This window comes from Streptosporangium sp. NPDC000396, from assembly GCF_042898655.1.
In the GTDB taxonomy this organism is placed as follows: domain Bacteria; phylum Actinomycetota; class Actinomycetes; order Streptosporangiales; family Streptosporangiaceae; genus Streptosporangium.
On record NZ_JBIAZA010000001.1, the window covers coordinates 134903 to 158007 of the forward strand.

The window sequence follows — 23105 nt, forward strand, 5'->3', positions numbered from 1 at the left end:
AGGACCTCGCAGGGATCGGCGCCGGACCACAGGAGGCAGTCATGGGCGCAAACCGCCGTGCGCCAGAGGCATTGCGGGAAGCCCTTGAGGAGGCATTGAGCAGCGGGCCGTTCAGTGTGGCGCTGAGGCTGGCCATCCAGGCCAGTGGTCTCAGCCTTGACCGGCTCCAGCATCGGCTGCGCGAGCAGGGCATCTCCGTGAGCAGGACCGCGCTGAGCTATTGGCAGAGCGGACGCACCCAGCCGGAGAGAGCCGATTCTCTGCGGGCGGTGCATGTGCTGGAAGAGGTGCTCGCCGTGCCGGCCGGGTCGCTGACCGTGTTGCTCGGCCCGCCCCGTCCCCGGGGTCGCTGGCTGAACCAGGCTCCTCATCCGCCGAAACCGGATCAGGTCTGGGCGCGGCCCGAGGGTTTGACGCGGGTTCTGGCTCAGCTGGAGGCGACTCCGGACTGCCTTTCGCATCTGGTCCAGGTGCGTCAGAGCGCGTTGGTCCGGCTTGACGCCCACCGCCAGATCCGCACGATAACCATGCAGGTGGTGGTTCAGGCGCGCCGGCCGGAGGTGAGGCGCGCGCTCATGGTGCGGCGCTATTACATGGCCGGGGCGTCGGCGCCGCTGGTCGAGCACACCCGTGGGTGCCGGCTCGGGCGGGTCAGGAGTGACCCGAAGAGCGGCTTCGAGGTGCACGAGATGATCCTGGACAGGGCGCTGCCGGCGGGTGGGACGACGGTGGCGGAGTACACGCTCGCCTTCCCGCCCGGGCATTTGGATCCCTGCACGGCTCATCGGGTCGAGCCGGGGACCAGGGAGCTCACCGTGCAGGTCGAGTTCGATCAGGCGGCTCTGCCCGCGTACTGCCACGGCTATTTCCGGCAGTCGGTCGCCCATCCGAAAACGGTGTCGGAGGAGTTGTGGATCGGTGGCACGCGTACGGCCGCGCACGTCGTCTTCGACCCCGAGCCCGGCATTCACGGCGTCGGCTGGGAATGGGGGGGACCGGGCTCGGGGAAGTCTGGTTCGGGAGTGCGGCCTGGCGAAGTCCGGTTCAGGAGTACGGCTCGGCGGAACCCCGTTCGGGAAGGCGGTTCGGCTGGGGATGGCGGTTCGGCTGGTTCAGCGGATCACCGCCGGTGAGGTCGCCTCGCGTCGCAGCAGCCGGGGCGATCCTGTTCCGTCGGCCGGCACCGTGAACAGCGCCGGGCGGCCGTCCGCGTCCGGGCGGGCGTAGGCGACGGAGGTGTCGTCGAGCCAGGCCGCCTGGTCGTCCACTTCCGCCCGCTCGGCGAGCGGGGTCTCGCGTCCGCTGCCGAGTTCCAGGACGTGGAGCCGCCATCGCTGGCCGAGCCGTTTCTTGTAGGCGATTCGCAGGCCGTCCGGGGAGAGGGAGGGGCATTCGACGTCGGTTCGCACCGCGGTGAGCCTGCGGGTGGTCAGTTCTCCCCTCAGCAGCCAGATATGCCCGGCCGAACTCATCGTCGCGTAGAAGGTCTGGTCGTCTCCGGCGAAGGTGACGCCCCAGAAGTTCATGTCGGCCTTCTGGTAGGGCTTGCCGTCGACGGTCACCGGGAAGTCTTCGAGCGAGCCGTACAGCCTCTGGGTTTTCGTGTCGTAGATTCCGGTCGTGGTCGCGAACGCGCCGGGCGCGTAGGAGTCTCCCGTGCGGAACACCGTCCAGGCGACGAGGCGGCCGCTGGGAGAGACCCGTGCCCTGCTGGGCGTCCCGTCGATGCGGATCGGTTCCGCGATCTCCCGGCCGTCGCGCAGGACCGCGGCCTCGAAACCGGCGGGAACGGCGACCGGCCGCAGGCAGACGGTGGTGTCGCCGGCCGTGTAGGTGCGCAGACAGCTCAACGGGCGGCGGACCGGTTCGGCGGCCGGGTCTTTCACCGGTACCTGGGCGAGGGTGCGGCCCCGGTCCAGGAACACCAGGGTGCCCGGCCCGGCTGGAGCCGGGGCGAGGCCTGAGGCGGCGGCCGGACGCCCGCTCCGGGTGATCGTCCAGGTCACGTATCCGGTACCCGCGAACAGGATCGCGGCGATCGCGCAGAGACCGGCGATCACGCGGCGGTTGCGGGTGCTCACGGTGCCGCGGGTGTTTGTGAGGTCGGGGGTGCTGGTGGCGCCGCGGGTGCTCATGGCATCGGCTCCTTGCGGGCCGGGTTCTCCTTGACACGGCTCGGCCTGGCGCCGCCCGGTGGAAACGCCAGGGCTGGGAACAGGGCGGTGAGCAGCAGCAGGGCGAAGATCGCGAACGATGCCCGCAGGTCCCATCCTCCGGCGAGTGCGCCGAACCCGATGGTGCCGCCCGTGCGGGCCGCGGCCTGGCCTGTCTGGGCGATGGCGAGCCCGCTGGCGTGGAGGTGCTTGGGCAGGCGCGGGGCGAGGTAGGCCATCAGCACGCCGTCGGTGGCCGCGTAGAACAGGCCGTGCAGCAGCAGGACGCAGAGGGCCGTCACCGGTCCACCGGCCGCTCCGGCGAGCAGTGAGTACGCCGCGGCGAGGAGGATGTGCCCGGTGAGGAACACCTTCCATCCGCCGATCCGGTCGGCCAGTCTGCCCGCCGGGATCGCCGCCGCGAGGAAGACCAGGCAGGTGCCCAGGGGCAGCAGGGGCAGCGCGCCCGGGCCGAGCCCGGCCTGCCGCTGGACCGCCACGAACAGGAACGCGTCTCCGGCCGTGGCCAGGCCCAGCAGGGCGGCGTAGAGCGTCACCCGTCGCAGCGGGCGTGAGGCCAGCAGCCGCCATCCGGCCCGGATGTCGACTCGGGCCGTGGATCCCGGTGTCACCTGTCGTTCCTGGACGAAGAAGACCAGGATCATCAGTCCGATCATGGCCAGGCAGAAACTGGTGACGAAGACCGCGTCGTATGCCTCGCCGATGACGGCCACCAGCGCGAAGGCCGCCACCGGGCCCAGCAGCGCGCCCGTGGTGTCCAGCGCCCGGTGGACGCCGAAGGCCGCTCCCAGCAGGTGGGAGGGGGTCGCGGCGGTGATGAGCGCGTCGCGGGGGGCGGCTCTCAGCCCCTTGCCCGCCCGGTCCACCGCCACCGCCGCCCCGATGCCGCCCAGGGCCCCGCCTACCAGCGGGAACAGTAGTTTGCTCGCGGCCGACAGCCCGTAGCCGGTCATGGCCACCGCCTTCGGCCGCGCCGATCGGTCGGCCAGGTGGCCTCCGGCCAGCCGTAGCAGCGCGCTGGCGCCGGTGTAGAGGCCGTCGAGCAGGCCGAGGTGGAGGTAGCTCGCGCCGAGGCCGTACAGCAGGTACATGGGGAGGAACGCGGCCACCATCTCGGCCGAGACGTCGGTGAAGAGGCTGACCAGGCCCAGCGCGATCACCGTGCCGGGCACGCGCGCCGATCGCGGGCGCCCGGCCGGGCTTGAGGGGGTCGCGGCGCGAACAGTGGACAGATACACGGCTCACCTTCGGAGGACGGAGGTTTGCGGGAACGGAAGTGACCGGCGGTGCGGTGACGTGATCACCGGCTGGACGGGGCCGGGTGTCTCCGGCGAGGTCCGGGGCGCCGGAGGCCGCCGACGGGGCCCGGGGAAGCGGGAAGCCTCCAGCCGAGCCCGGGGACCAGAGGCCACCGGCGGGACCCAGGGACCGGAAATCTCCAGCGGGGCCCGGGAACCGGAGGCCTCCAGCGGGGCTGGGGGCGAGGATCCCCAGCGGGACCCGGGGGAGGCAGGAGGCCTCCGGCAGAACATGGGGAAGGAGAAAGTCTCTGGCGGGGCCGAGGAGGAGGCGGGAGTCCTTCGGCGGGATCCGGGAAGGTGCCGGGTGGGCTGGGAACCCGGAGGGGTGGACGGGTTGGGGCGATCCGGAAGGGCTTCGGAAGAGTGGAGGTGCGGGACGGGGGTCGTCCCGCACCCGGGGTGTCGCTAGAGGGTCAGGCTCCATGCGGTCAGGACTCCGTTGTCCTGTTCGAGGGTGTCCTTCACCCGCAGGCGCCATTGGCCGTTGGCGACCGTGTTCGATCCGTCGACGGTGGCGTCGACGACCAGGTCGGTTCCGTCGTCCTTGCTGCGGGCCGCTCTGACGGGAAGAACGCTCCCGTCGGGCGCGACCAGTTCGACGGCGAGGTCGCCGCGGTAGGGGTGGGAGATCTGCGCGTTGACGTGCATGGCCGAGGGGGCGTTGCCCGGCTTGCCGGACACCGTGACCGGGCTTTCCACGCTGCCCCGGTCGGCGACGGGGAAGTCCGTGTCGTTGCTGAACGTCGTCCCGCCACCGCCGCCCGAGGTGATGGAGAGATCGTCGATGGCGGCTTCGACGAGGCTCGCGGTCCCGTTGTCGGCGGCCTCGATGAGGATCCGGATGTTCTGCCCGGCGAAGGCGGACAGGTTCGCGGTGGCCGTCCTCCAGGCGCCGTCCAGGTCGGTGGAGGCGGTGCCGAGTCTCTCAAGGACGGTAGTGGTGGTGCTGGTGCCGACGATCTTGACGCGCAGGTAGTCGTCGGGTCCTGAGTTGTCCCGGTGGGCGAAGTTGTAGGAGAAGTTCAGCGTCGGGGTCCCGGCGGGCAGGGTGATGGCCGGGGAGCGGACGCTGGTGACGCCGCCGTCGACGTCGGCTGCGCCGGGACCTGATCCGGCCAGCCTGCCGGTGACTAGGGCGTTGACACCGCTGACCGTGGTGCCGAGCTGCTTGACGCCTTCCTCGCTGGTCTCCTCGGGGTCGCCGCGTTCCCACTGGCCGGCGGTGGCGGTGTCGGTGCCGGCGGGGTTGACGCTCCAGCCCCGATCGGACTCGAAGTCGTCGGAGAACGCCCCTCCGCCTCCGCCTCCGATCGTGAGCTGAACGGTGGTGGTGTGGGTGAGTGATCCGGAGGTTCCGGTCACGGTGAGCGGGTGGGTGCCGGAGCTCGTGCCGGCCGCGACCGACACGTTCAGCGTCGCGCTGGCCGTACCGCCGGCCGCCGGGGTCACCGATGACGGGGAGATCGTCGCGGTCACGCCGGTGGGCTGGCCGGTCACGGTGAGCCGGGTGGCGGCGGCGAAGCCGTTGAGGCTGGAGACCCGCACGGTGGAGGTGCCCGTCGCGCCGGGGGCGACGCTCAGCGCGGCGGGGTCGGCGCCGATCCCGAAGTCGGGTGAGGTGGAGGCCTTGTGGCAGGTGGCCGATCCGCTGTCGGTGAAGGTACGGCCGGCGATCGGGACGAAGTCGAACCGGTAGCCGGTGCTGGACAGGGTCAGCTTCAGCGCGCCGTGCGTGTTGTCGTTCTTGACCTGGAGGTTGGTGGCGTTGCCGGAGCCGATGCTGTAGAAGCTCTTGCCTCCGGTGCCGACGAGGATTTCCCTGATGCCGTTCGCGTCGGCTTTTCCGGTGGGGTCCTGAGGCGCCCATCGCTGGTAGTTGTGGTCGTGGCCGGCCAGCAGCAGGTCGGCTTTGTAGTCGTACAGGGCCTGCCACAGCGGTCGTGTGCCGGTGGCCGCGCCGTGGTTGCCGACGTTGAACAGCGGGTGGTGCAGGTAGGCGGCGGTGCAGGGTTTGGTGTTGGCCGCGAGGTCCTGGCGCAGCCACTTCTCCTGGGCCGAGCCCGCGCTCGTGGAGATGTTGCTGTTGAGCGCGATGAAGTGCCAGTCTCCGATGTCCCAGCTGTAGTAGCCCTTCCCGCGCTCACCCGCGCGGGCGCCGTAGTAGTCGAAGTATCCCGAGGCGCCGCTGGTGTTGTACTCGTGGTTGCCCGGTGTCGGGTAGGTCTTGTCGAGGAACACCCCCCAGGTCGGTTTGTAGTTGGCGTTGTACTCGCTGAGTTTTCCGCTGTCGTAGGCGTTGTCGCCGGTGGTGAACACCGCGGCCGGTTTGATGGTGTTGTTGATCAGTTTGGCGGTGTCGGCGCAGGCGCTGCCGCAGATGTCTCCGGCCCCCGCGACCACGACATCGGCCTCGGTCAGGGCCCCGGTGCCCGACTGGAAACCGTCGACGGCGTATTTGCTGGCCGGATCGGTGAAATGCGGTTCGACCCGGACGCATTCGCCCTGCAGGGCGCGGGTGGAGAAGACCCGGTCGCGCCACTTGTCGCCGGTGAAGCGGAAGGTGCCACCGGCGGAACCGGTCACCGTCAGGCTGTCTCGTCCGCGCAGTTCCAGGTCGGTGAAACGCAGCCGTAGCCATGCGGCGCCCGGGTTGCACACGTTGCGGGTGGTGGCCGTCGACGCCGCGCCGGACAGTGCCGCGCTGCCGACGGTGGCGCCGTCTTCGGCCAGTTGCGGCACGACTCCGCCGGCCGGTGCGACCTGCGCCGAGTCCGTGGCCCGCGTCGTGGGGGCTTTCGCCGCGGGCGCGGACGCCGACTGGGCCTGGGCGGTTCCGGCGCCGAGCGTGACCAGCATCGCCAGGACCGCCGTACCGGAGAGTATTCGGTCGCCTCTGGGTCGGTGCCGTTTCTCGTGATGAGTCACGGGAGGGCTCCTCTCGAATGGGTGTTTCACACAGGCACGTCTCCGTGGGCCCACGGCGAACGGAAAACTACTCGCGGTGACGATTCAGTCAATAGCCGCCTGACCGATCACGGCCGTATTCACTGAATGGACGCGGTGTGCCGAAGGTGCTTCCGGCGCGGGAAGGCCCACCTCAGACGGGCGGTTCAGCCGGGGTCGCGGCGGCGCGGACCCGAGGTGCGCGGTTGCCAACTCTTGTTGTTCCGTGATTTGACACCCACAGATAAGGCTTTTTGTCCTGGTTAATGCCTATATGCACCTAACTACGGTGACGCATTGGCACATTAGTGCCGCTGACACTTTCTCTCCCACGGTGGCGGTTTTTAGCGGGATCTTCGCCTGACCCAGCCCGCATGTCCACGGCCCGCAACGGCCGGGAGGAACCCCCCATGAGACGCACCCGCCCCCTGGCCGCCGGTGTCATGATGGCCGCCGCGCTCGCCACACCGACCGGCGTCGCCCTCGCCGAGCCCACGCCGCCCCCGCCCGGGAAGATCCTCAAGGCCGATCCCACCACCGCCATCCCCGGCCGCTACATCGTCGTCCTGAAGAACACCGATGACCTGCGCACACGCGGCGTTGCCCCGGAGGCGAGAACCCTCGCCGAGGAGTACGGCGGCGAGGTGAAGCACACCTACTCCACGGTCGTCAAAGGCTTCGCCGTGAGCCTGCCTCAGGACCAGGCCGAGAAGCTGGCCGCCGATCCGGCGGTGGCCTACGTCGAGCAGGACCAGGAAGTCACCGTGAGCGACACCCAGAACGACCCGCCGAGCTGGGGACTGGACCGGATCGACCAGCGCGATCTGCCGCTGTCGAAGTCCTACACCTACACGGGAACCGCCGACGGGGTGAGGGTCTATGTGATCGACACCGGCATCCGGATCACTCACGGCGACTTCGGCGGCCGGGCCTCCTACGGCCGGGACCTGCTGGACGGCGACAACGACGCCGGCGACTGCAACGGGCACGGCACCCACGTCTCCGGCACCGCCGGCGGCACCCGGTACGGCGTGGCCAAGAAAGCGAGGCTGATCGGCGTCCGGGTGCTGGGCTGCGACGGCACGGGCCCGAACTCCACCACGCTCGCGGGGGTGGAGTGGGTAGCGGCCAACGGGACCGCCCCCGCGGTGGTCAACGTGAGCGTGAAGACCTCCCCCAGCCAGGCGCTGACCGACGCCGTGCGCGCCTCCGTCGCCAAGGGCTTCACCTACGTCGTCGCCGCCGCCAACGACAACGCCGACGCCTGCGACGTCGCTCCGGCCCAGATCCCGGAGGTCATCGCCGTCGGGGCGACCGACAACACCGACAGGCGGCGCAGCACCTCCAACTACGGCCCCTGCCTGGACCTGTTCGCCCCGGGTGGGAACATCACCTCGGCGTGGCACACCGGCGACACCGCGTCCAACACCATCAGCGGGACGTCGATGGCCTCGCCGCACGTGGCCGGGGCCGCCGCCCTCTATCTCGGCGCCCACCCGGGTGCCACGCCCGCGCAGATCACCGACGCGATCCTGGCCGCCGCGACCCCCGGCAAGGTCACCGACCCGGGCCGCGGTTCACCCAACAAGCTGCTCCACATCCCGCCGGCGGCGGCCTGCGGGCCGTTCACCGACGCGCAGGGCGCCGAACTGGCCGACCGGGCGAGCGTCGAGCGCCCGGTCACCGTCAGCGGCTGCCCGGGCTCCGGCTCGGTGGCCGCCAGGGTCACCGTGAACGCCCGGCACACCTACCGCGGCGACCTGGCCGTGGACCTGATCGCGCCCGGCGGCACGGTCCACCCGCTCAAGGCGGCCGACCCCGATGACTCCGCGGCCGACCTCACCGCCGAATACGCCGTCGATCTCACCTCCGAGACCCGCGACGGCGTGTGGCGGCTGCGAGTGCGCGACGCCTACAAAACCGACACGGGCACGATCGTCTCCTGGAGCCTGGCCCCGTGAGAACGTGACGGCCGATCCGGCAGTACGGCCTGCGGGCCCGGCAGTACGGCCTGCCGGCGGCGTCACAGGCGACAGGCCCCGCGCGGTCCTCCACGCGGGGCCTGTCGCCGAAAGGACCTTTCACTGAACGAGTCACTGAACGAGTCACTGAACGAGTCACTGAACGAGCCCGTCACTGGAGGAGCTCCTCACTGAACGAGCCCCTCGCTGGATTCGCCGCCGCCCGCTAAGCCCTGCCGCTCTTCTGCAGCGCCCTGGCGAGCTGTTCCTTGGTCATCGACGAACGGCCGGGGATGTCGGCCTCCTGGGCGCGGTGATAGAGCTCCTCCCTGCTCAGCCCCGCCATGGCCGTGCGCCTGGTTCCCGTTTTCCGCTGTCTGCCCGCCTTCTTGGCGTTACCCATGGGAAGGCCGATCTGGATCTCCTGGGCCTTGCGTTCGCTGAAGGCGCGGCCGAGCGCTTCCAGGCGCTGCCGGGGAAGCGCCTTCGCGAGCGCGGGCAGGATCTCGTTCTCCTCCTCCTGGACGTGGTGGGTGACCGCCTCCACGAACTCACCCAGCACGGTTTCGAACTCGGCCGTATCAGGATTGGTGTCCAGGAGACGAAGCAGGATGCGCTCGGCCTGGTGATGCTCCTCTGCCCCGTGGTGCACCTCTTGCTTCTCCTCCGGCATCGCCTTGGCGATCTCCGGATAGACCAGCTCCTCCTCGCCCCTCGAATGGGCGACGAACTTGGCGGCCAGCTCCGCGAGCAGTGCGGGACGGTTCTCCGGGTCCTGCCGGAGCCGGTCAAAGAGCGATTCCACGTCACGGTGATCCGTGGTGATCATGCTGATGACGTCGAGTGTCATGTCTCCTCCCCTCTGTCCGCCCCGGGTACCCGAGAAGGAGGGTCCTACACTCACCGGCCGCCCAGTCTGTCCCGCGCCGCGAGGCCGCCCGTGCCTTCCGCCGGGCGGCGAACGCGTCTCGGCGAGGAGGTCAGGCCGGGTGGGCGACGGCCGCGCCGATGGTGTGGACGCGCAGCGCGTTGGTGGAACCGGCCGTGCCGGGAGGCGACCCGGCGACGATGACGACCTTGTCGCCCTTCTCCAGTCGGGCGTTGGACAGCAGGGACGCCTCGACCTGGCGGACCATGTCGTCGGTGTGGTGGACGAACGGGACCTCGAAGGTCTCCACGCCCCAGGTCAGCGCGAGCTGGCTGCGGACGTGCGGGGAGGAGGTGAAGGCCAGCAGCGGGATCGGCGAGCGGTAGCGCGCCAGGCGCCGGGCGGTCTCGCCGGACATGGTGAACGCGACCAGGGCCTTCGCGCCGACGATGGCGCCGACCTCCGCCGCGGCGCGCGCGATGGCGCCGCCGGTGGTCTCCGGCAGCCGGTCCAGGCTGTGGGTGGCCTGCAGCGAGGTCTTCTCCGCGGCTCCGGCGATGCGGCTCATGGTCTCGACGGCCTCGATGGGGTAGTTGCCGACCGAGGTCTCGCCGGAGAGCATGACCGCGTCGGCACCGTCCATGACGGCGTAGGCGACGTCGGACGCCTCCGCGCGGGTGGGACGCGGTGAGCTGATCATCGAGTCGAGCATCTGGGTGGCGACGATGACCGGGCGGGCCTTCTCGCGGCAGAGCTCGATGGCGCGCTTCTGCACGATCGGCACGTCTTCGAGGGGCAGCTCCACGCCGAGGTCGCCGCGGGCGACCATGACGCCGTCGAAGGCCTCGATGATCTCGGGCAGCCGCTCCACGGCCTGCGGCTTCTCGATCTTGGCGAGCAGCGGGAGACGGACGGCCTCTTGCTCCATGATGTTGCGCACCACGTCGGCGTCGGAGGGACGGCGGACGAAGGAGAGCGCGATGAGGTCGAAGCCGGTGCGCAGAGCCCAGCGAAGGTCGGTCTCGTCCTTGTCGGTGAGGGCGGGGGCGCTGACGTTGACGCCGGGCAGGTTGAGGCCCTTGTTGTCGGAGATCATGCCGCCGACGATCACGCGGGTGGTGACGCGCGGGCCGTCGATTCTGGTCACCTCAAGGTGGAGGCGGCCGTCGTCGACGAGGATGCTGTCGCCGGGGCGGACGTCCTTGGACAGGCCGAGGTAGGTCGTGGAGACCTGCTCACGGTCGCCGGGGACGTCTTCGGTGGTGATGGTGAAAACGTCGCCGAAGCCGAGACGGACCGGGCCTTCCTCGAACTTGCCCACCCGGATCTTGGGGCCCTGCAGGTCGGCCAGCACGCCTACGCCGCGGCCGAGTTCGGCGGCGGCCTCCCTCACCCTGTCGTAGACCTCCTTGTGCAGCTCGTGGCTGCCATGGCTGAGGTTGAAACGGGCCACGTCCATGCCTGCGGCGATGAGTTCGCGGAGGCGTTCCGGAGAGGAGGTGGCAGGGCCGAGAGTACAGACGATTTTCGCGCGACGAGTCACAGGTCCCACCCTAATTGGTACAGACCACTCGGTCGTTACGTTGGCCATAGCGGGGATGAAAAACTCGGTGACATCACGCTACCGCCGGTAAACGGCAGAGGGCGAATCGACCTTCCTTCGTCTCCCAAAGTAACCGAGCCAGGAGGCGAGCACGAGGAGCAGGACTCCCAGACGCACCAGGTTCGTGTACTTCTCCGGGTAGATCACCCCTTCGATGTAGGTGTCGATGAACCCGCCGGGCGCCAGGCCCGGCTCCCCCGCGCTGCGTCTTCCCCAGTCCTCGACGACGGTCAGCGGGCATTCGACGCCGGTCACGACGGATACGGCCCCCCAGGCGGCGACGGCCAGGTGGGCCCAGATCAGGCGCGGCCACCGCCAGGCGAGGAACCCTCCGGCTGCCATGAAGGCCAGGAAGAGGAAGTGCAGCACCATCGCGGCTTCCCCGATGAGGAGATAGACCATGATTCGACGGTAGGCCCATGTCCCGGCTACCGCCATCTGCGGCCATCCGCGGCCGGCGCCGTGTCGTACGTCGTCGCGACGACCGGCGGCGATCCCGGTCCTCCGGGCCGGGATCACCTGCCGAGGGCGGTTAGCGGCGGTTCCCGTCGGCTTCGTCGGGAGTGATGGTGGCGGCTTTGGCGGCGTCGACGATGCCCCTGCCGTAGAAGCCGTTGCGGGACTCGGAGCCCTCGCAGACCTGGGGGATCTTCTGGTCTCCGACCTGGTAGACGTATTTGCGCGGCGAGGGGCAGGACGTCTTGGCGGCGGTGGCGTAGAGCAGGCGCTCGACGTCGGCGGGGGGCATGACGAGGCCGCCCTTTCCGGGTTTGCCGAAGCGGCTGATCAGGATGGCGGCGACGCCCGTGGCGTGCGGGGCGGCCATGGAGGTGCCCGCGAGGTACTGGTAGTAGGCGCAGGTGCCGTTGTGGCAGTCGCGGACGACGGAGGGGCCCTTCGGCTGCCCGTCTCGGGTGATCAGGCCCTGGGCACGGAGCGCGTTCTCGGGGGCGGCGGCCAGGATGGTCCTGGTGTCGTCGGGTTTGTCGCCGCCGTCGTACTCGTCGCCTCCGGGGGCCGCCAGGTCCGTCTGCTCGACGCCGTAGTCGGAGTAGTAGGCCTTGCGCTTGCTGATGCCGAGCGCCGACACCGAGATGACGCCCCTGGACTCGGCCGGGACGTTGAGGCAGGAGTTGTCGACCTTGCGGACGCGCTGGGCGTTGGCCGGGTAGTCGGGGCTGCTCGTGTCGAACTTGGGTCTGCCGAGGTCGGTGAAGTCGTTGCCGAGGGCGCTGATCAGGGTGACGCCGTGCTTGCGGGCGTAGTCCAGGGCGCGCTGCATGCCGGTGATGACGCCGCGCTGTTCGAGCTGTTCGGCCTTGGAGTCGCTCGGATTGGCCTTGCAGTTGAACAGCCACGGGTCGATGTAGTAGCTCATGTTGACCACGTCGATCCCGGCGTCGGCGGCGTAGGTGAGCGCGTCGAGGCTGGGCTTGAGGAAGAACAGGCCGGAGTCCTGGCCCGCGCGCAGGCTCACCAGGGACACTCCGGGGGCGACGCCCGCGACGCCCAGGCCGTTGATCGGGGAGCCGATCGTGCTGGCCACGTGGGTGCCGTGGCCGTCGTCGTCCCAGTCGGCCGGGTCCTTGCACCCCTTGAACTCGCAGGGCCCGTCAAGGGTCTGTCCCTTGGAGTCCTTGGGCCGGTCGGTCACGAAGTTGCGGCTCAGCGAGCGGTTGAAGTTGGGTGCGATGTCGGGGTGCTTGCCGTCCACACCGGTGTCGATGACGCCGACCAGCACCTTCTTGCTGCCGGGCGCGGCGGCGTAGGAGCCGTCGGCGGTGGCGCCGATCATCTTCATGTCCCACTGCCTGCCGGCCAGCGGTTCCTCGCCGTCGGCCAGGGCGATCGACCGGATGCCGGATGTGTTCGGGCGGGTTCCGGGAACGGCTGCCGCGTAGCCGATCTTACGGTTGGAGGAGACGCCGGCGACGGCATCGTTGCCGGACAGGTTTTCGACGAAGCCCGCGTCGGGACCCTTGGCCACGATGTAGCCGAGCCTGGTCTCGGTGGACACCGCGGTGCCACCGCCCGCCCTGATCGCGGCGAGCGCCCGGTCGTGGGCGCCGTCGGCGTAGAAGACCAGGTAGTCGTGGAACTGGCCGGTGGCGGTGGTTGCCCCGCCCGTCAGGGCTCCTGTCGTCAGGGGGGCCGCCAGGGCGGCCACCGCGGCCACACCCGCCAAAGATCTGCGCCAGCGATTCATCCATCCTCCATGCCTGCCTGGATCAAGGAAATCATCCTTGAGGCATACAACCGGCAAAGCAACCTGAACATCCGTTCCACCGATATTTCCGGCACGGTGGCGTTTGCCTGGCAAGCGCGCGCGACACTCATGCGCCGTCCTCCGGCGGGAGGATGGGAATGTCTGCCGGATACAGGCTGAACAGCAGACCGTAGGGTTCGCGGCCGGCGGCGGCCGGCTGCTGCTCCCGCTCGCCGAACTCTCGCAGCCGGGCGACCAGCGCGTGGGCGTCGGCGGGGGTGAGCCAGAGGTGGTGCAGTGCGGTCAGCTCCGCCTGCCCGGGCCCGCGGGGCAGCATCTCCGCCAGCGCCGCCTTGACGATGAACTCGACCCCCACCGCGGCGTCCTCGTGATGCCTGAGGCTCCGGCTGACCGGCGCGTAATACTGCTCGGTCCCTCCTCGGACCTGGCGGGTCTCCACCAGGCACACCAGCCCGGCCTCCCGCAGGACCTTCACGTGGTATCCCACGGTGCCCTTGGCCGATCCCAGCGCGGCCGCGAGTTGCCCCAGGGTGGCCGGTCTCTGGTGCAGGACGTTCAGCAGCCGGTGCCGCAGGGGGTGGCCGAGCGCCTTGAACTGGTCCGGCGAGCGCAGCACCAGGGGGGCGCCCCCCTCGCTCTCCGGCGCCTGCTCCCTGACCGGGCTTTGATCCTCCACCAGCCCAAGGGTCCAGGCACATCGCCACTTTGGCAAGCGGGGAGACCCTCCTGACCAGGTACGTCCCATATGGCTTGCGGAAGCGTCGAAAATATTAGACGCTTAACGGCGTCGGACCGGCGTTCACCAGCACCCGGGCTCCGCCGCATGACAAGCTCGACACCGGCTGGGCGACCCCCGCCTTTCGATAGGACACCCAGGGAGACTCCATGGATATCATCAACCCCGCCGTCAGCGACTACCTGCTCTCCCACTGCACGCCCGCCGATGACGTGCTGCGCGACCTGGCCGCCGAGACCCACCAGGCCCTTCCCGACTCGGCCGGTATGCAGATCTCCCACGACGAGGGCGAATTCCTCACCATGCTGGTCCGGCTGGTGGGTGCGCGGCAGGCCGTCGAGGTGGGAGTGTTCACCGGATACTCCTCGATCTGCATCGCCCGGGGCCTGCCCGAGGACGGCCGTCTTCTCGCCTGCGACGTCAGCGAGGAGTGGACCTCGATGGCCCAGCGCTACTGGGAGCGGGCCGGCGTGGCCGAGCGGATCGACCTGCGGATCGCCCCGGCACTCGAAACGCTGCGGGCGCTCCCGCATGAGCCGGCCATCGACTTCGCGTTCATCGACGCGGACAAGGTCAGCTACCCCCTCTACTACGAGGAGCTGGTCGTACGGCTGCGCCCCGGCGGCCTGATCGTCCTCGACAACGTGCTGCGCGCCGGCCGCGTGCTCGACTCCTCCTTCCAGGGGGAGGCCGACGTGGCCATGCGGCAGATGAACGAGATCGTCGTCGGAGACGATCGCGTCGACTCCGTGATGCTGCCCGTGCGCGACGGCGTCACGCTCGCCCGCAAGCGCTGACAGTCCGAGCGCTGACCGTCCGAGCGCTGACCTCCCGGAGGAAGCCGGCCTCCCGGAGGGAACGGCCGGGCGGAAACGGCCGAGCCGCACGCCCGTGGCGGGCGTGCGGCTCGGCGTGCCGGGGACCCCGGCGACGTGGTCAGACCAGCGGCCGGGCGGTCGGCGGGATCGCCACCGGGAGAGCCGTCTGGCCGGTGAGGTAGCGGTCGGCGGCCGACGCGGCCGAACGGCCCTCGGCGATCGCCCAGACGATCAGCGACTGGCCGCGGCCCATGTCGCCGGCGACGAACACCCCGTCCACGGATGACATGTAGGACCTGTCCCGGGCGACGTTGCCCCGGGCGTCGAAGAACTCTCCTTCGGTGACCGAGGCGAGTTCCTCCAGCAGGCCGCCCTTCTCCGGGCCGACGAAGCCCATCGACAGGGTGACCAGGTCGGCCGGGATCTCCCTCTCGGTGCCGGGGATCGGCTTGAAACCGGCCGCCGGGCCCTCGACCTCGACCAGGCGCAGCGCCCGGACGTTGCCGTCGGCGTCCCCGACGAACTCGGTGGTGGAGACCGCGTAGACCCGGTCGCCGCCGCCGTCGGCCAGTTCCTCGTGGGCGCTCTCCATCTTGAACAGGATGGGGAAGGTGGGCCACGGCTGGTTGCCCGGGCGCGTCGCCGGAGGCTGGGGCATGATCTCCAGCTGGGTCACCGACGCGGCGCCCTGGCGGATCGCGGTGCCGATGCAGTCGGCGCCCGTGTCGCCGCCGCCGATCACGACGACGTGCTTGCCCTCGGCGTTGACCGGCGAGACCGGGTAGTCGCCCTCCTGGACCTTGTTGGCCGGGGGGAGATACTCCATCGCCTGGTAGACGCCCTTCAGGTCACGCCCGGCGACGGGCAGGTCCCGCCACTGGGTCGCGCCGCCCGCCAGGACGATCGCGTCGTATTCCTCACGGAGCCGGGCCGCGGTGATGTCGACGCCGACGTTGACGCCGGTGCGGAACTCGGTGCCCTCGGCCCGCATCTGCGCGAGCCTCCGGTCGATGTGCCGCTTCTCCATCTTGAACTCGGGGATGCCGTAGCGGAGCAGGCCGCCGATCCGGTCGGCGCGCTCGAACACCACCACGTCGTGCCCGGCCCGGGTGAGCTGCTGGGCGGCGGCCAGGCCCGCGGGGCCCGAGCCGACGACCGCGACCCGCTTGCCGGTCTTCGAGGCCGGCGGCTGGGGGGTGACCCAGCCCTCCTCGAAGGCGCGGTCGATGATCTCGACCTCGACCCGCTTGATCGCGACCGGGTCGGAGTTGATGCCCAGCACGCACGCCGCCTCGCACGGCGCCGGGCACAGGCGGCCGGTGAACTCCGGGAAGTTGTTGGTGGCGTGCAGGCGCTCGATGGCCTCCCGCCAGTCGTCCCGGTAGACCAGGTCGTTCCATTCGGGGATGAGGTTCCCCAGCGGGCAGCCGTTGTGGCAGAACGGGATGCCGCAGTCCATGCAGCGCGCGGCCTGCTTGGTCAGCGCGGGCCTGGGGAAGTCCTGGTAGACCTCCCGCCAGTCGCGGATGCGCACGTCCACCGGGCGGCGGGCCGGCAGCTCGCGTCCGTGAGTCAGAAAACCCTTCGGGTCAGCCATCGGTGTCCCCCCTTATCCCTGGACAGCGGCGGCCATGACCGCCTCGTCGATGTCGCGTCCTTCGAGCCGGGCGGCCTCGGCGGCCTCCAGGACCCGCTTGTAGTCCGTCGGCATGATCTTGCTGAAGCGGGCCGTGTCCCAGTCCGCGATGAGCGCCTTCGCGACCGTGGAGCCGGTCTCCGCCAGGTGCGCCTCGACGATCTCCCGCAGCGCCTCGGAGTCGGCCTCGGTCAGCGTCTCGATCTCCACCATCTCGCGGTTGACCCGCGCGGTGTCGAGGTCGAGCACGTAGGCGACGCCGCCGGACATGCCCGCCGCGAAGTTGCGGCCGGTCGGTCCGAGGACGACCACCGTGCCGCCCGTCATGTATTCGCAGCCGTGGTCGCCGACGCCCTCGACGACCGCGGTCGCGCCGGAGTTGCGGACGCAGAACCGCTCGCCCATGACGCCGCGGACGAACACCTCACCGGAGGTCGCGCCGTACAGGCCGACGTTTCCGGCGATGATGTGGCCCTCGAGCGGGGCCTCGTCGTGCGGCTGGACCGTGATCCGCCCGCCCGACAGTCCCTTGCCGAGATAGTCGTTGGCGTCGCCGGTCAGCCGCAGCGTGATGCCCCTGGGCACGAAGGCGCCGAAGGAGTTGCCGGCCGAGCCGGTGAACCGGACGTCGATGGTGTTGTCCGGGAGACCTGCTCCGCCGTACCGCTTGGTCACCTCGTGGCCGAGCATGGTGCCGACCGTGCGGTTGACGTTGCGGATGGGCAGGTCGAGGGTGACCCGCTGGCCCTGCTTCAGCGCGCCCTCGGCGAGCTGGATCAGGGTGTGGTCCAGGGCCGCCTCCAGCCCGTGGTCCTGCTCCTGCGTACGGCGGAGCGGGGTGCCCTCGGGCAGCTCCGGCTGGTGCAGGATCGGCGCCAGGTCCAGGCCCGCGGCCTTCCAGTGATGCTCGGCCGAGGTGGTGTCCAGCAGCTCGGCGTGGCCGATGGCCTCGTCCAGGCTGCGGAAACCCAGCGCGGCGAGGTGTTCGCGGATCTCCTCGGCGATGAACTCGAAGAAGTTGACCACGAACTCGGGCTTGCCGGTGAACCGCTTGCGCAGCTCGGGATTCTGGGTGGCGACGCCGACCGGGCAGGTGTCCAGATGGCAGACGCGCATCATCACGCAGCCCGAGACGACCAGCGGGGCGGTGGCGAAGCCGTACTCCTCTGCGCCGAGCAGCGCGGCGACGACCACGTCGCGGCCGGTCTTGAGCTGGCCGTCCACCTGCACGACGATCCGGTCGCGCAGGCCGTTGAGCAGCAGGGTCTGCTGGGTCTCGGCCAGGCCGAGCTCCCAGGGGGCGCCCGCGTGCTTGAGCGAGGTCAGCGGGGAGGCCCCGGTGCCGCCGTCGTGGCCGGAGATGAGCACGACGTCCGCGTGGGCCTTGGACACGCCCGCCGCGACCGTGCCGACGCCGACCTCGGCCACGAGCTTGACGTGCACGCGGGCGGCCGGGTTGGAGTTCTTCAGGTCGTGGATGAGCTGGGCGAGGTCCTCGATGGAGTAGATGTCGTGGTGCGGCGGCGGCGAGATGAGGCCGACGCCCGGGGTGGAGTGCCGGGTCTTGGCGATCCACGGGTAGACCTTGTGGCCGGGCAGCTGGCCGCCCTCGCCGGGCTTGGCGCCCTGCGCCATCTTGATCTGCAGGTCGTCGGCGTTGACCAGGTACTCCGACGTCACGCCGAACCTGCCCGAGGCCACCTGCTTGATGGCCGAGCGGCGGACGGGGTCGTAGAGCCGCTCGGGGTCCTCACCGCCCTCGCCGGTGTTGGACTTGCCGCCCAGCTGGTTCATCGCGACGGCGATGGTCTCGTGCGCCTCCATGGAGATGGAGCCGTAGGACATCGCGCCGGTGGAGAACCGCTTGACGATCTCGGAGACCGGCTCGACCTCGTCGATCGGGACCGGCTCGCGGACGCCCTCCCTGAACTTGAACAGCCCGCGCAGCGTCATGAGCTTCTCGGCCTGGGAGTCCACCAGGCCGGTGTACTCCTTGAAGATCTCGTAGCGGCGCGTGCGGGTGGCGTGCTGCAGCTTGAAGACGGTCTCGGGGTTGAACAGGTGCGGCTCGCCCTCGCGGCGCCACTGGTACTCCCCGCCGACCTCCAGGCGGCGGTGGGCGTTCTCGGCCCGCGGGTAGGCCCGCCGGTGGCGGAGCGCGACCTCCTTGGCGAGGACGTCGAAGCCGATGCCGCCCAGGCGGGAGGTCGTCCCGGCGAAGCAGGTGTCGATGACCTCCTCACCGAGACCGAGCGCCTCGAAGATCTGCGCGCCGGTGTAGGAGGCCACGGTGGACACGCCCATCTTGGACATGACCTTCAGCACGCCCTTGCCGTACGCCTTGATGAGGTTGCGCACGGCCTTGTGCCCGTCGATCGCGAGGGCGCCTGAGGCGACCATGTCCTCGACGGTCTCGATGGCGAGGTAGGGGTTGACCGCGCCCGCGCCGTAGCCGATGAGCAGCGCCATGTGGTGCGCCTCGCGGGCCTCGCCGGTCTCGATGACCAGGCCCACCCGGGTGCGGGTCTTCTCGGCGATCAGGTGGTGGTGGACCGCGCCGGTGAGCATCAGCGACGGGATCGGCGCCAGGACGTCGGAGGAGCCGCGGTCGGTGAGCACGATGACGCGCGCGCCGCCCTCGATCGCCTGGGAGACCTCGGCGCGGATCTCCTCAAGACGGTGGAGCAGCGCCTCGCCGCCGCCCCGGACCTCGTACAGGCCGGAGACGATGTGCGGGCGGAAGCCCGGCAGCGCGCCCTCGTCGTTGATGTGGATGATCTTCGCGAGCTCGTCGTTGTCGATCACCGGGTACGGCAGCACGAGCTGGCGGCAGGAGGCCGGGCCCGGGTCGAGCAGGTTGCCCTCGGGGCCGAGCGTGCTGGCCAGGGAGGTGACGAGCTCCTCGCGGATGGCGTCCAGCGGCGGGTTGGTGACCTGCGCGAACAGCTGGCTGAAGTAGTCGAACAGCAGCCGGGGCTTCTCGCTGAGCACCGCGACCGGGGTGTCGGTGCCCATCGAGCCGATCGGCTCGGCGCCCGCCTTGGCCATCGGCGCCAGGATGATCCGCAGCTCTTCCTCGGTGTAGCCGAAGGTCTGCTGCCGCTTGATCAGCGCCTCGTGGGTGGGGATCTCGCGCGAGCGGGCGGGCAGCTCCTCGAAGCGGACCAGCCCGGCGTGCAGCCAGTCGGCGTAGGGCAGTTCGGCGGCGAGCTCCGCCTTGATCTCGTCGTCCTCGATGATCTTGCCGCGCTCGGTGTCGATCAGGAACATCCTGCCCGGCTGCAGGCGGCCCTTGCGGATCACGTCCTGCGGCGGGATGTCGAGCACGCCGGCCTCGGAGGCCAGCACGACCAGGCCGTCGGCGGTGACCCAGAACCGGCCGGGGCGCAGGCCGTTGCGGTCGAGGACCGCGCCGACCAGGGTGCCGTCGGAGAAGGTGATCGAAGCCGGGCCGTCCCAGGCCTCCATCAGCGCGGAGTGGAACTCGTAGAACGCCCGCCGCGCGGGGTCCATCTCGGTGTGGTTCTCCCACGCCTCGGGGATCATCATCAGCACCGCGTGCGGCAGCTTGCGCCCGGCGAGGTGGAGCAGCTCCAGCGTCTCGTCGAAGGAGGCGGTGTCGGAGCCGTCGGGGTCGCAGATCGGGAAGAGCCGCGACAGGTCGCCCGGGATGGCGGCGGTCTTCAGCATGGCCTCGCGGGCCCGCATCCAGTTGCGGTTGCCCTTGACCGTGTTGATCTCACCGTTGTGGGCGATGTAGCGGTAGGGGTGCGCCAGGGGCCACGACGGGAAGGTGTTGGTGGAGAAGCGCGAGTGGACCAGCGAGATCGCGGTCTCGTAGCGCTCGTCGCTCAGGTCGGGGAAGAACGGCTCGACCTGCGAGGGGGTGAGCATGCCCTTGTAGACGATCGTCCGCGAGCTCAGCGAGGGGAAGTAGACGTCCACCTCGTGCTCGGCCCGCTTGCGCAGGCAGAAGGCCAGCCGGTCCAGCTCCAGCCCGGTCTCCCCGGTCGGGGAGGACACGAACAGCTGCCGGAAGAACGGCATCACCGCGCGGGCGCTCGGCCCGGGGAGCGACGGGTCGGTCGGCACGTCGCGCCAGCCGAGGACCGTCAGGCCCTCCTCTGCCGCGATCTCCTCGATCATCCGCACGCCGATCTCGCGGGCCTCGGCGTCGCTGGCCAGGAAGGCCGTGCCGACGGCGTAGGCACCCGCCTCGGGCAGCGGGAAGCCGGTGACCGCGCGAAGGAAGGCGTCGGGGATCTGCGTGAGGATTCCGGCTCCGTCGCCGGTGTCCGGTTCGCTACCCTGGGCTCCTCGGTGGTCGAGGTTGCACAGCGCCGTCAAGGCCTTCGCGACGATGTCGTGGCTTCGGCGCCCCGCCACGTCCGCGACCATGGCGACGCCGCAGGCGTCGTGCTCGTGCGAGGGGTGGTAAAGGCCCTGGGGCTCGGGGAAGCCAAGGTGGGCAGCAGGCATTGAATCCCTCCCGTCGTCTTGCTTCGTAGGAACAAGCAAGGGACGACGTTGGCCCTGCTGCGTGGTGCGTAGACATTACCGTACCCTGTCGGAAACGTGCCTACCCCGTCCACATCGCGAACATTTAGTGCTACTTTGCCCGCTTCGTTCAACAGTGCAGCGAGGCAAGAAATTCCAGGTACGGGCTCTAGGGTGGCCCCATGGAAGCGTTTGAAGGGCTCATCGCACGAGCGGGTGTGGACGGCAGGCGGCTGCGGGCGGTGCTGGCGTCGCTGGGCGACGGCCGGTGGTGGACGCTGGCTGATCTGGTCCGGGAGACCGCGACGTCGCGGCGGACCGTCGAGTCCCTGCTGCGCGAGGCCGACCTGGAGCGCTCCGGTGACCGGTTCCGGCTCCGGAAGCCCATGCCCGCCCTCGCCGGAAGCGACATCGCGCCGGCCGACCCGGTGGCGCACCTGCTCCCCGGCCACACCGGCCTGGTCGCGCGGATGGACGAGCTGATCGCCAAGGCGCCCCGCGGCCGCCAGGCGCTGGACCACGTGGCCGCGACCGCCGACACCGTGGTCCGGCGGGCGCTGCTGCTGGACGCCCGGTTCTGGCTGGACGGGGCCCGGCTGCTGTGCGTCGGCGACCACGACCTGACCTCACTGGCCACCGCGATGCTGCATCCGGGCGTCGAGGTGACCGTCGTGGACATCGACGAGCGCATCCTCGCCTACATCGCCGAGCAGGCCGGGCTGCTCGGCCTGAACGTGCGGACCCGCTGGGCCGACCTGCGTCTGGGCCTGCCCCCGTCCGCGCAGGCCTGGGCGGACCTGGCGATCACCGACCCGCCCTACACCCCCGAGGGCATCGGGCTGTTCACCGCCCGCGCCGCGGAGGGGCTCCGCGACCGCGAGCAGGGCCGCATCCTGCTGGCCTACGGCGCGAGCGAGCGCACACCGGCTCTCGCCCTGAAGGTGCAGAACGCCCTCTCCCAGCTCAACCTCCTCAGCGAGGCGATCTATCCGGACTTCAACCGCTACTTCGGCGCCGAGGCCATCGGCTCCGCCGCCGACCTCTACATCCTCCGCCCCACCACCAAGACCTGGCCCGCCGTGGCCGCCCGCGTCGACGGCTTCAGCGCCGCCATCTACACGCATGGCCCCCAGTCCATCGAGGCCGGCTCCCCCGCCCCGGCTGACTCCCCCGCCCTTGCACCGGCCACCGGCCGGACGCCGGAGGTGCTGGTGGGCGAGTGGCCGAAAGACCTGCTGGCGAAGACCCCCCGGGCCCGCCTGACGACCTGGCTGGCCAAGCCCTATGCCAGCGATCCCGCCCAGGTGGCGATAGCCGTGCCCGCCGGTCTGGAGGCCGCGCTCCCCCGTCTCCTGCTGGCCACCCGCGCCCGCCGGGTCCAGGTCACGCTGGCCGAACCGCCGAAGAACCTCCCCGCCGACCTGCTCTCACCGGTCTACGAGCTGACCGCCGAGGGCTCGACGGTTCACGCCGTACGGCTGCCGCCCCCCGAGACGGCCGAAGGACGGATCCTGCGCCGCATCCTCGACAACGCCCACGGCAAGCTCGCCAACACCTGGCGCGAAGCCCTCATCCGAGCCCGGGGCGACCTGACCAAGAAGCAGGCCAGAGCGGTCATCACCGGTGTCGCCCCCTGGGCCGACGACGTCACCGTCCTCGAACTGCCCGCTCACCGCCTCCGGGAGCTCCCGGCCGCGGTGGCGAGCTCTCTCACCGCACCAAGCGACGCTGGATCGCCAGGCTGAGGTTGTCCACCGCGAGTTGCGGGTAGGTCAGGTCCACCCGGCCCGCGCCTCCCACGGGGGCGACCCAGCTCACCGTGACGTAGTGCCCGAGGGCCCGGGCCTGGGCCCAGCTCCGGGAGCCGTCGAAGCCTTCGGGGGTGCCGGGGGCCGGCCGTACGAACGCACCGGACTTGAACGCCGTCACGAGCCTGTCGGCGGCGGCGGAGTCGGCCAGGTTGAAGACGAGGAACTGCCCGGAGATCCGGCCGTCCGGAGTGGCGTAGCGGGCCCGCAGCACCTGGGTGCATCCGGCGACCGCGGTCTCGGCCGCGCTCCCCCACACGGCCGGGACGCAGTCGGTGAGCGTCTCGGTCCCCTTGCTCGCGAGCGTGACCCCGCCCGCGGTCACCGACCCGGCGGGGAACATCTCGGCGGCGCTCAGCGGGTCGGGGTCGGCCGCGCGGGTGGCGATCGGCGCGTAGTGGGCCGTGGTCAGCTCGCTGCGGAAGGTGGCCGGGCGCGGGGCGTCCTCGCCGCCGCGCAGCCACAGGAAGGCCGCCGTCCCGGCGACGGCGAGCAGCACGGCGGCGACGGCGATCCACTTACGCATGACGAAT

At 70.5% G+C, this 23105-nt stretch carries 15 protein-coding genes; 4 read left to right on the forward strand and 11 right to left on the reverse strand.

All coding sequences use genetic code 11. The features are described from left to right. Window positions 1–41: 41 nt before the first annotated feature. Entirely contained in the window at window positions 42–1133 is a 1092-nt protein-coding gene (locus ACFY2X_RS00610; RefSeq protein WP_389930270.1) for a hypothetical protein, read from the forward strand. On the opposite strand, the gene ACFY2X_RS00615 is transcribed toward ACFY2X_RS00610, so the two are convergent. The 3 genes from ACFY2X_RS00615 to ACFY2X_RS00625 all read right to left on the reverse strand — a co-directional run bounded on the left by ACFY2X_RS00615 (window position 1113) and on the right by ACFY2X_RS00625 (window position 6400). Beyond that, complete coding sequence (locus ACFY2X_RS00615) at window positions 1113–2135, reverse strand: TolB family protein (protein WP_389930273.1); 1023 nt, start codon at window positions 2133–2135, stop codon at window positions 1113–1115. The genes ACFY2X_RS00610 and ACFY2X_RS00615 overlap by 21 nt on opposite strands. Next, window positions 2132–3412 (reverse strand): MFS transporter, encoded by a 1281-nt coding sequence (locus ACFY2X_RS00620; RefSeq protein WP_389930276.1) that lies wholly within the window; start codon window positions 3410–3412, stop codon window positions 2132–2134. The genes ACFY2X_RS00615 and ACFY2X_RS00620 overlap by 4 nt, the downstream gene beginning before the upstream one ends. A 468-nt stretch (window positions 3413–3880) precedes the next feature. Then, window positions 3881–6400 carry a proprotein convertase P-domain-containing protein gene (locus ACFY2X_RS00625; protein ID WP_389930280.1) on the reverse strand — a complete coding sequence of 840 codons (2520 nt, stop codon included), beginning with the start codon at window positions 6398–6400 and terminating at the stop codon, window positions 3881–3883. Between the two features lie 428 nt (window positions 6401–6828). Between ACFY2X_RS00625 and ACFY2X_RS00630 the strand changes: the two genes are divergently transcribed. Continuing rightward, complete coding sequence (locus ACFY2X_RS00630; protein ID WP_389930283.1) at window positions 6829–8379, forward strand: S8 family serine peptidase; 1551 nt, start codon at window positions 6829–6831, stop codon at window positions 8377–8379. A gap of 226 nt (window positions 8380–8605) precedes the next feature. Here the strand turns inward: ACFY2X_RS00630 and ACFY2X_RS00635 are convergent, their stop codons facing one another. The 5 genes from ACFY2X_RS00635 to ACFY2X_RS00655 form a co-directional block, all read right to left on the reverse strand. After that, a complete protein-coding gene (locus tag ACFY2X_RS00635; RefSeq protein WP_389930287.1) occupies window positions 8606–9229 on the reverse strand; it encodes a hemerythrin domain-containing protein in 624 nt (207 codons plus the stop codon). 130 nt (window positions 9230–9359) lie between these two features. Further along, window positions 9360–10790, reverse strand: coding sequence for a pyruvate kinase (pyk, locus tag ACFY2X_RS00640; RefSeq protein ID WP_389930291.1), 1431 nt, complete (start codon window positions 10788–10790; stop codon window positions 9360–9362). Window positions 10791–10868: 78 nt separating this feature from the next. Next, entirely contained in the window at window positions 10869–11252 is a 384-nt protein-coding gene (locus tag ACFY2X_RS00645; RefSeq protein WP_389930296.1) for a DUF2784 domain-containing protein, read from the reverse strand. Between the two features lie 130 nt (window positions 11253–11382). Beyond that, complete coding sequence (locus ACFY2X_RS00650) at window positions 11383–13056, reverse strand: S8 family serine peptidase (protein ID WP_389930301.1); 1674 nt, start codon at window positions 13054–13056, stop codon at window positions 11383–11385. A 127-nt stretch (window positions 13057–13183) separates the two neighbouring features. Beyond that, on the reverse strand, window positions 13184–13753 hold the full coding sequence (locus ACFY2X_RS00655) for an ArsR/SmtB family transcription factor (RefSeq protein WP_389930306.1): 570 nt from the start codon (window positions 13751–13753) through the stop codon (window positions 13184–13186). A 209-nt stretch (window positions 13754–13962) separates the two neighbouring features. Here ACFY2X_RS00655 and ACFY2X_RS00660 point away from each other — a divergent pair, with 209 nt between their 5' ends. Further along, window positions 13963–14610, forward strand: coding sequence for an O-methyltransferase (locus ACFY2X_RS00660; RefSeq protein WP_389930311.1), 648 nt, complete (start codon window positions 13963–13965; stop codon window positions 14608–14610). Between the two features lie 139 nt (window positions 14611–14749). Here ACFY2X_RS00660 and ACFY2X_RS00665 read toward each other — a convergent pair whose 3' ends face one another. Further along, entirely contained in the window at window positions 14750–16228 is a 1479-nt protein-coding gene (locus ACFY2X_RS00665) for a glutamate synthase subunit beta (RefSeq protein WP_389930316.1), read from the reverse strand. A 12-nt stretch (window positions 16229–16240) separates the two neighbouring features. Next, window positions 16241–20746: a glutamate synthase large subunit gene (gene gltB / locus ACFY2X_RS00670; protein WP_389930320.1), complete on the reverse strand. Its 4506-nt coding sequence runs from the start codon at window positions 20744–20746 to the stop codon at window positions 16241–16243. 200 nt (window positions 20747–20946) lie between these two features. Between gltB and ACFY2X_RS00675 the strand changes: the two genes are divergently transcribed. Further along, entirely contained in the window at window positions 20947–22509 is a 1563-nt protein-coding gene (locus ACFY2X_RS00675) for a bis-aminopropyl spermidine synthase family protein (protein ID WP_389930325.1), read from the forward strand. On the opposite strand, the gene ACFY2X_RS00680 is transcribed toward ACFY2X_RS00675, so the two are convergent. Then, window positions 22475–23098 carry a hypothetical protein gene (locus tag ACFY2X_RS00680; protein WP_389930330.1) on the reverse strand — a complete coding sequence of 208 codons (624 nt, stop codon included), beginning with the start codon at window positions 23096–23098 and terminating at the stop codon, window positions 22475–22477. The genes ACFY2X_RS00675 and ACFY2X_RS00680 overlap by 35 nt on opposite strands. Between the last annotated feature and the right edge of the window lie 7 nt (window positions 23099–23105).

What these genes read in the sequence shown, in the direction of transcription:
- ACFY2X_RS00675 (WP_389930325.1), top strand. Translation starts at nt 20,947, where the DNA reads ATGGAAGCGTTTGAAGGGCTCATCGCACGAGCGGGTGTGGACGGCAGG.
- ACFY2X_RS00630 (WP_389930283.1), top strand. Translation starts at nt 6,829, where the DNA reads ATGAGACGCACCCGCCCCCTGGCCGCCGGTGTCATGATGGCCGCCGCG.
- ACFY2X_RS00650 (WP_389930301.1), bottom strand. Translation starts at nt 13,056, where the DNA reads ATGAATCGCTGGCGCAGATCTTTGGCGGGTGTGGCCGCGGTGGCCGCC.
- ACFY2X_RS00615 (WP_389930273.1), bottom strand. Translation starts at nt 2,135, where the DNA reads ATGAGCACCCGCGGCGCCACCAGCACCCCCGACCTCACAAACACCCGC.
- gltB (WP_389930320.1), bottom strand. Translation starts at nt 20,746, where the DNA reads ATGCCTGCTGCCCACCTTGGCTTCCCCGAGCCCCAGGGCCTTTACCAC.
- ACFY2X_RS00660 (WP_389930311.1), top strand. Translation starts at nt 13,963, where the DNA reads ATGGATATCATCAACCCCGCCGTCAGCGACTACCTGCTCTCCCACTGC.
- ACFY2X_RS00665 (WP_389930316.1), bottom strand. Translation starts at nt 16,228, where the DNA reads ATGGCTGACCCGAAGGGTTTTCTGACTCACGGACGCGAGCTGCCGGCC.
- ACFY2X_RS00610 (WP_389930270.1), top strand. Translation starts at nt 42, where the DNA reads ATGGGCGCAAACCGCCGTGCGCCAGAGGCATTGCGGGAAGCCCTTGAG.
- ACFY2X_RS00635 (WP_389930287.1), bottom strand. Translation starts at nt 9,229, where the DNA reads ATGACACTCGACGTCATCAGCATGATCACCACGGATCACCGTGACGTG.
- ACFY2X_RS00680 (WP_389930330.1), bottom strand. Translation starts at nt 23,098, where the DNA reads ATGCGTAAGTGGATCGCCGTCGCCGCCGTGCTGCTCGCCGTCGCCGGG.
- ACFY2X_RS00645 (WP_389930296.1), bottom strand. Translation starts at nt 11,252, where the DNA reads ATGGTCTATCTCCTCATCGGGGAAGCCGCGATGGTGCTGCACTTCCTC.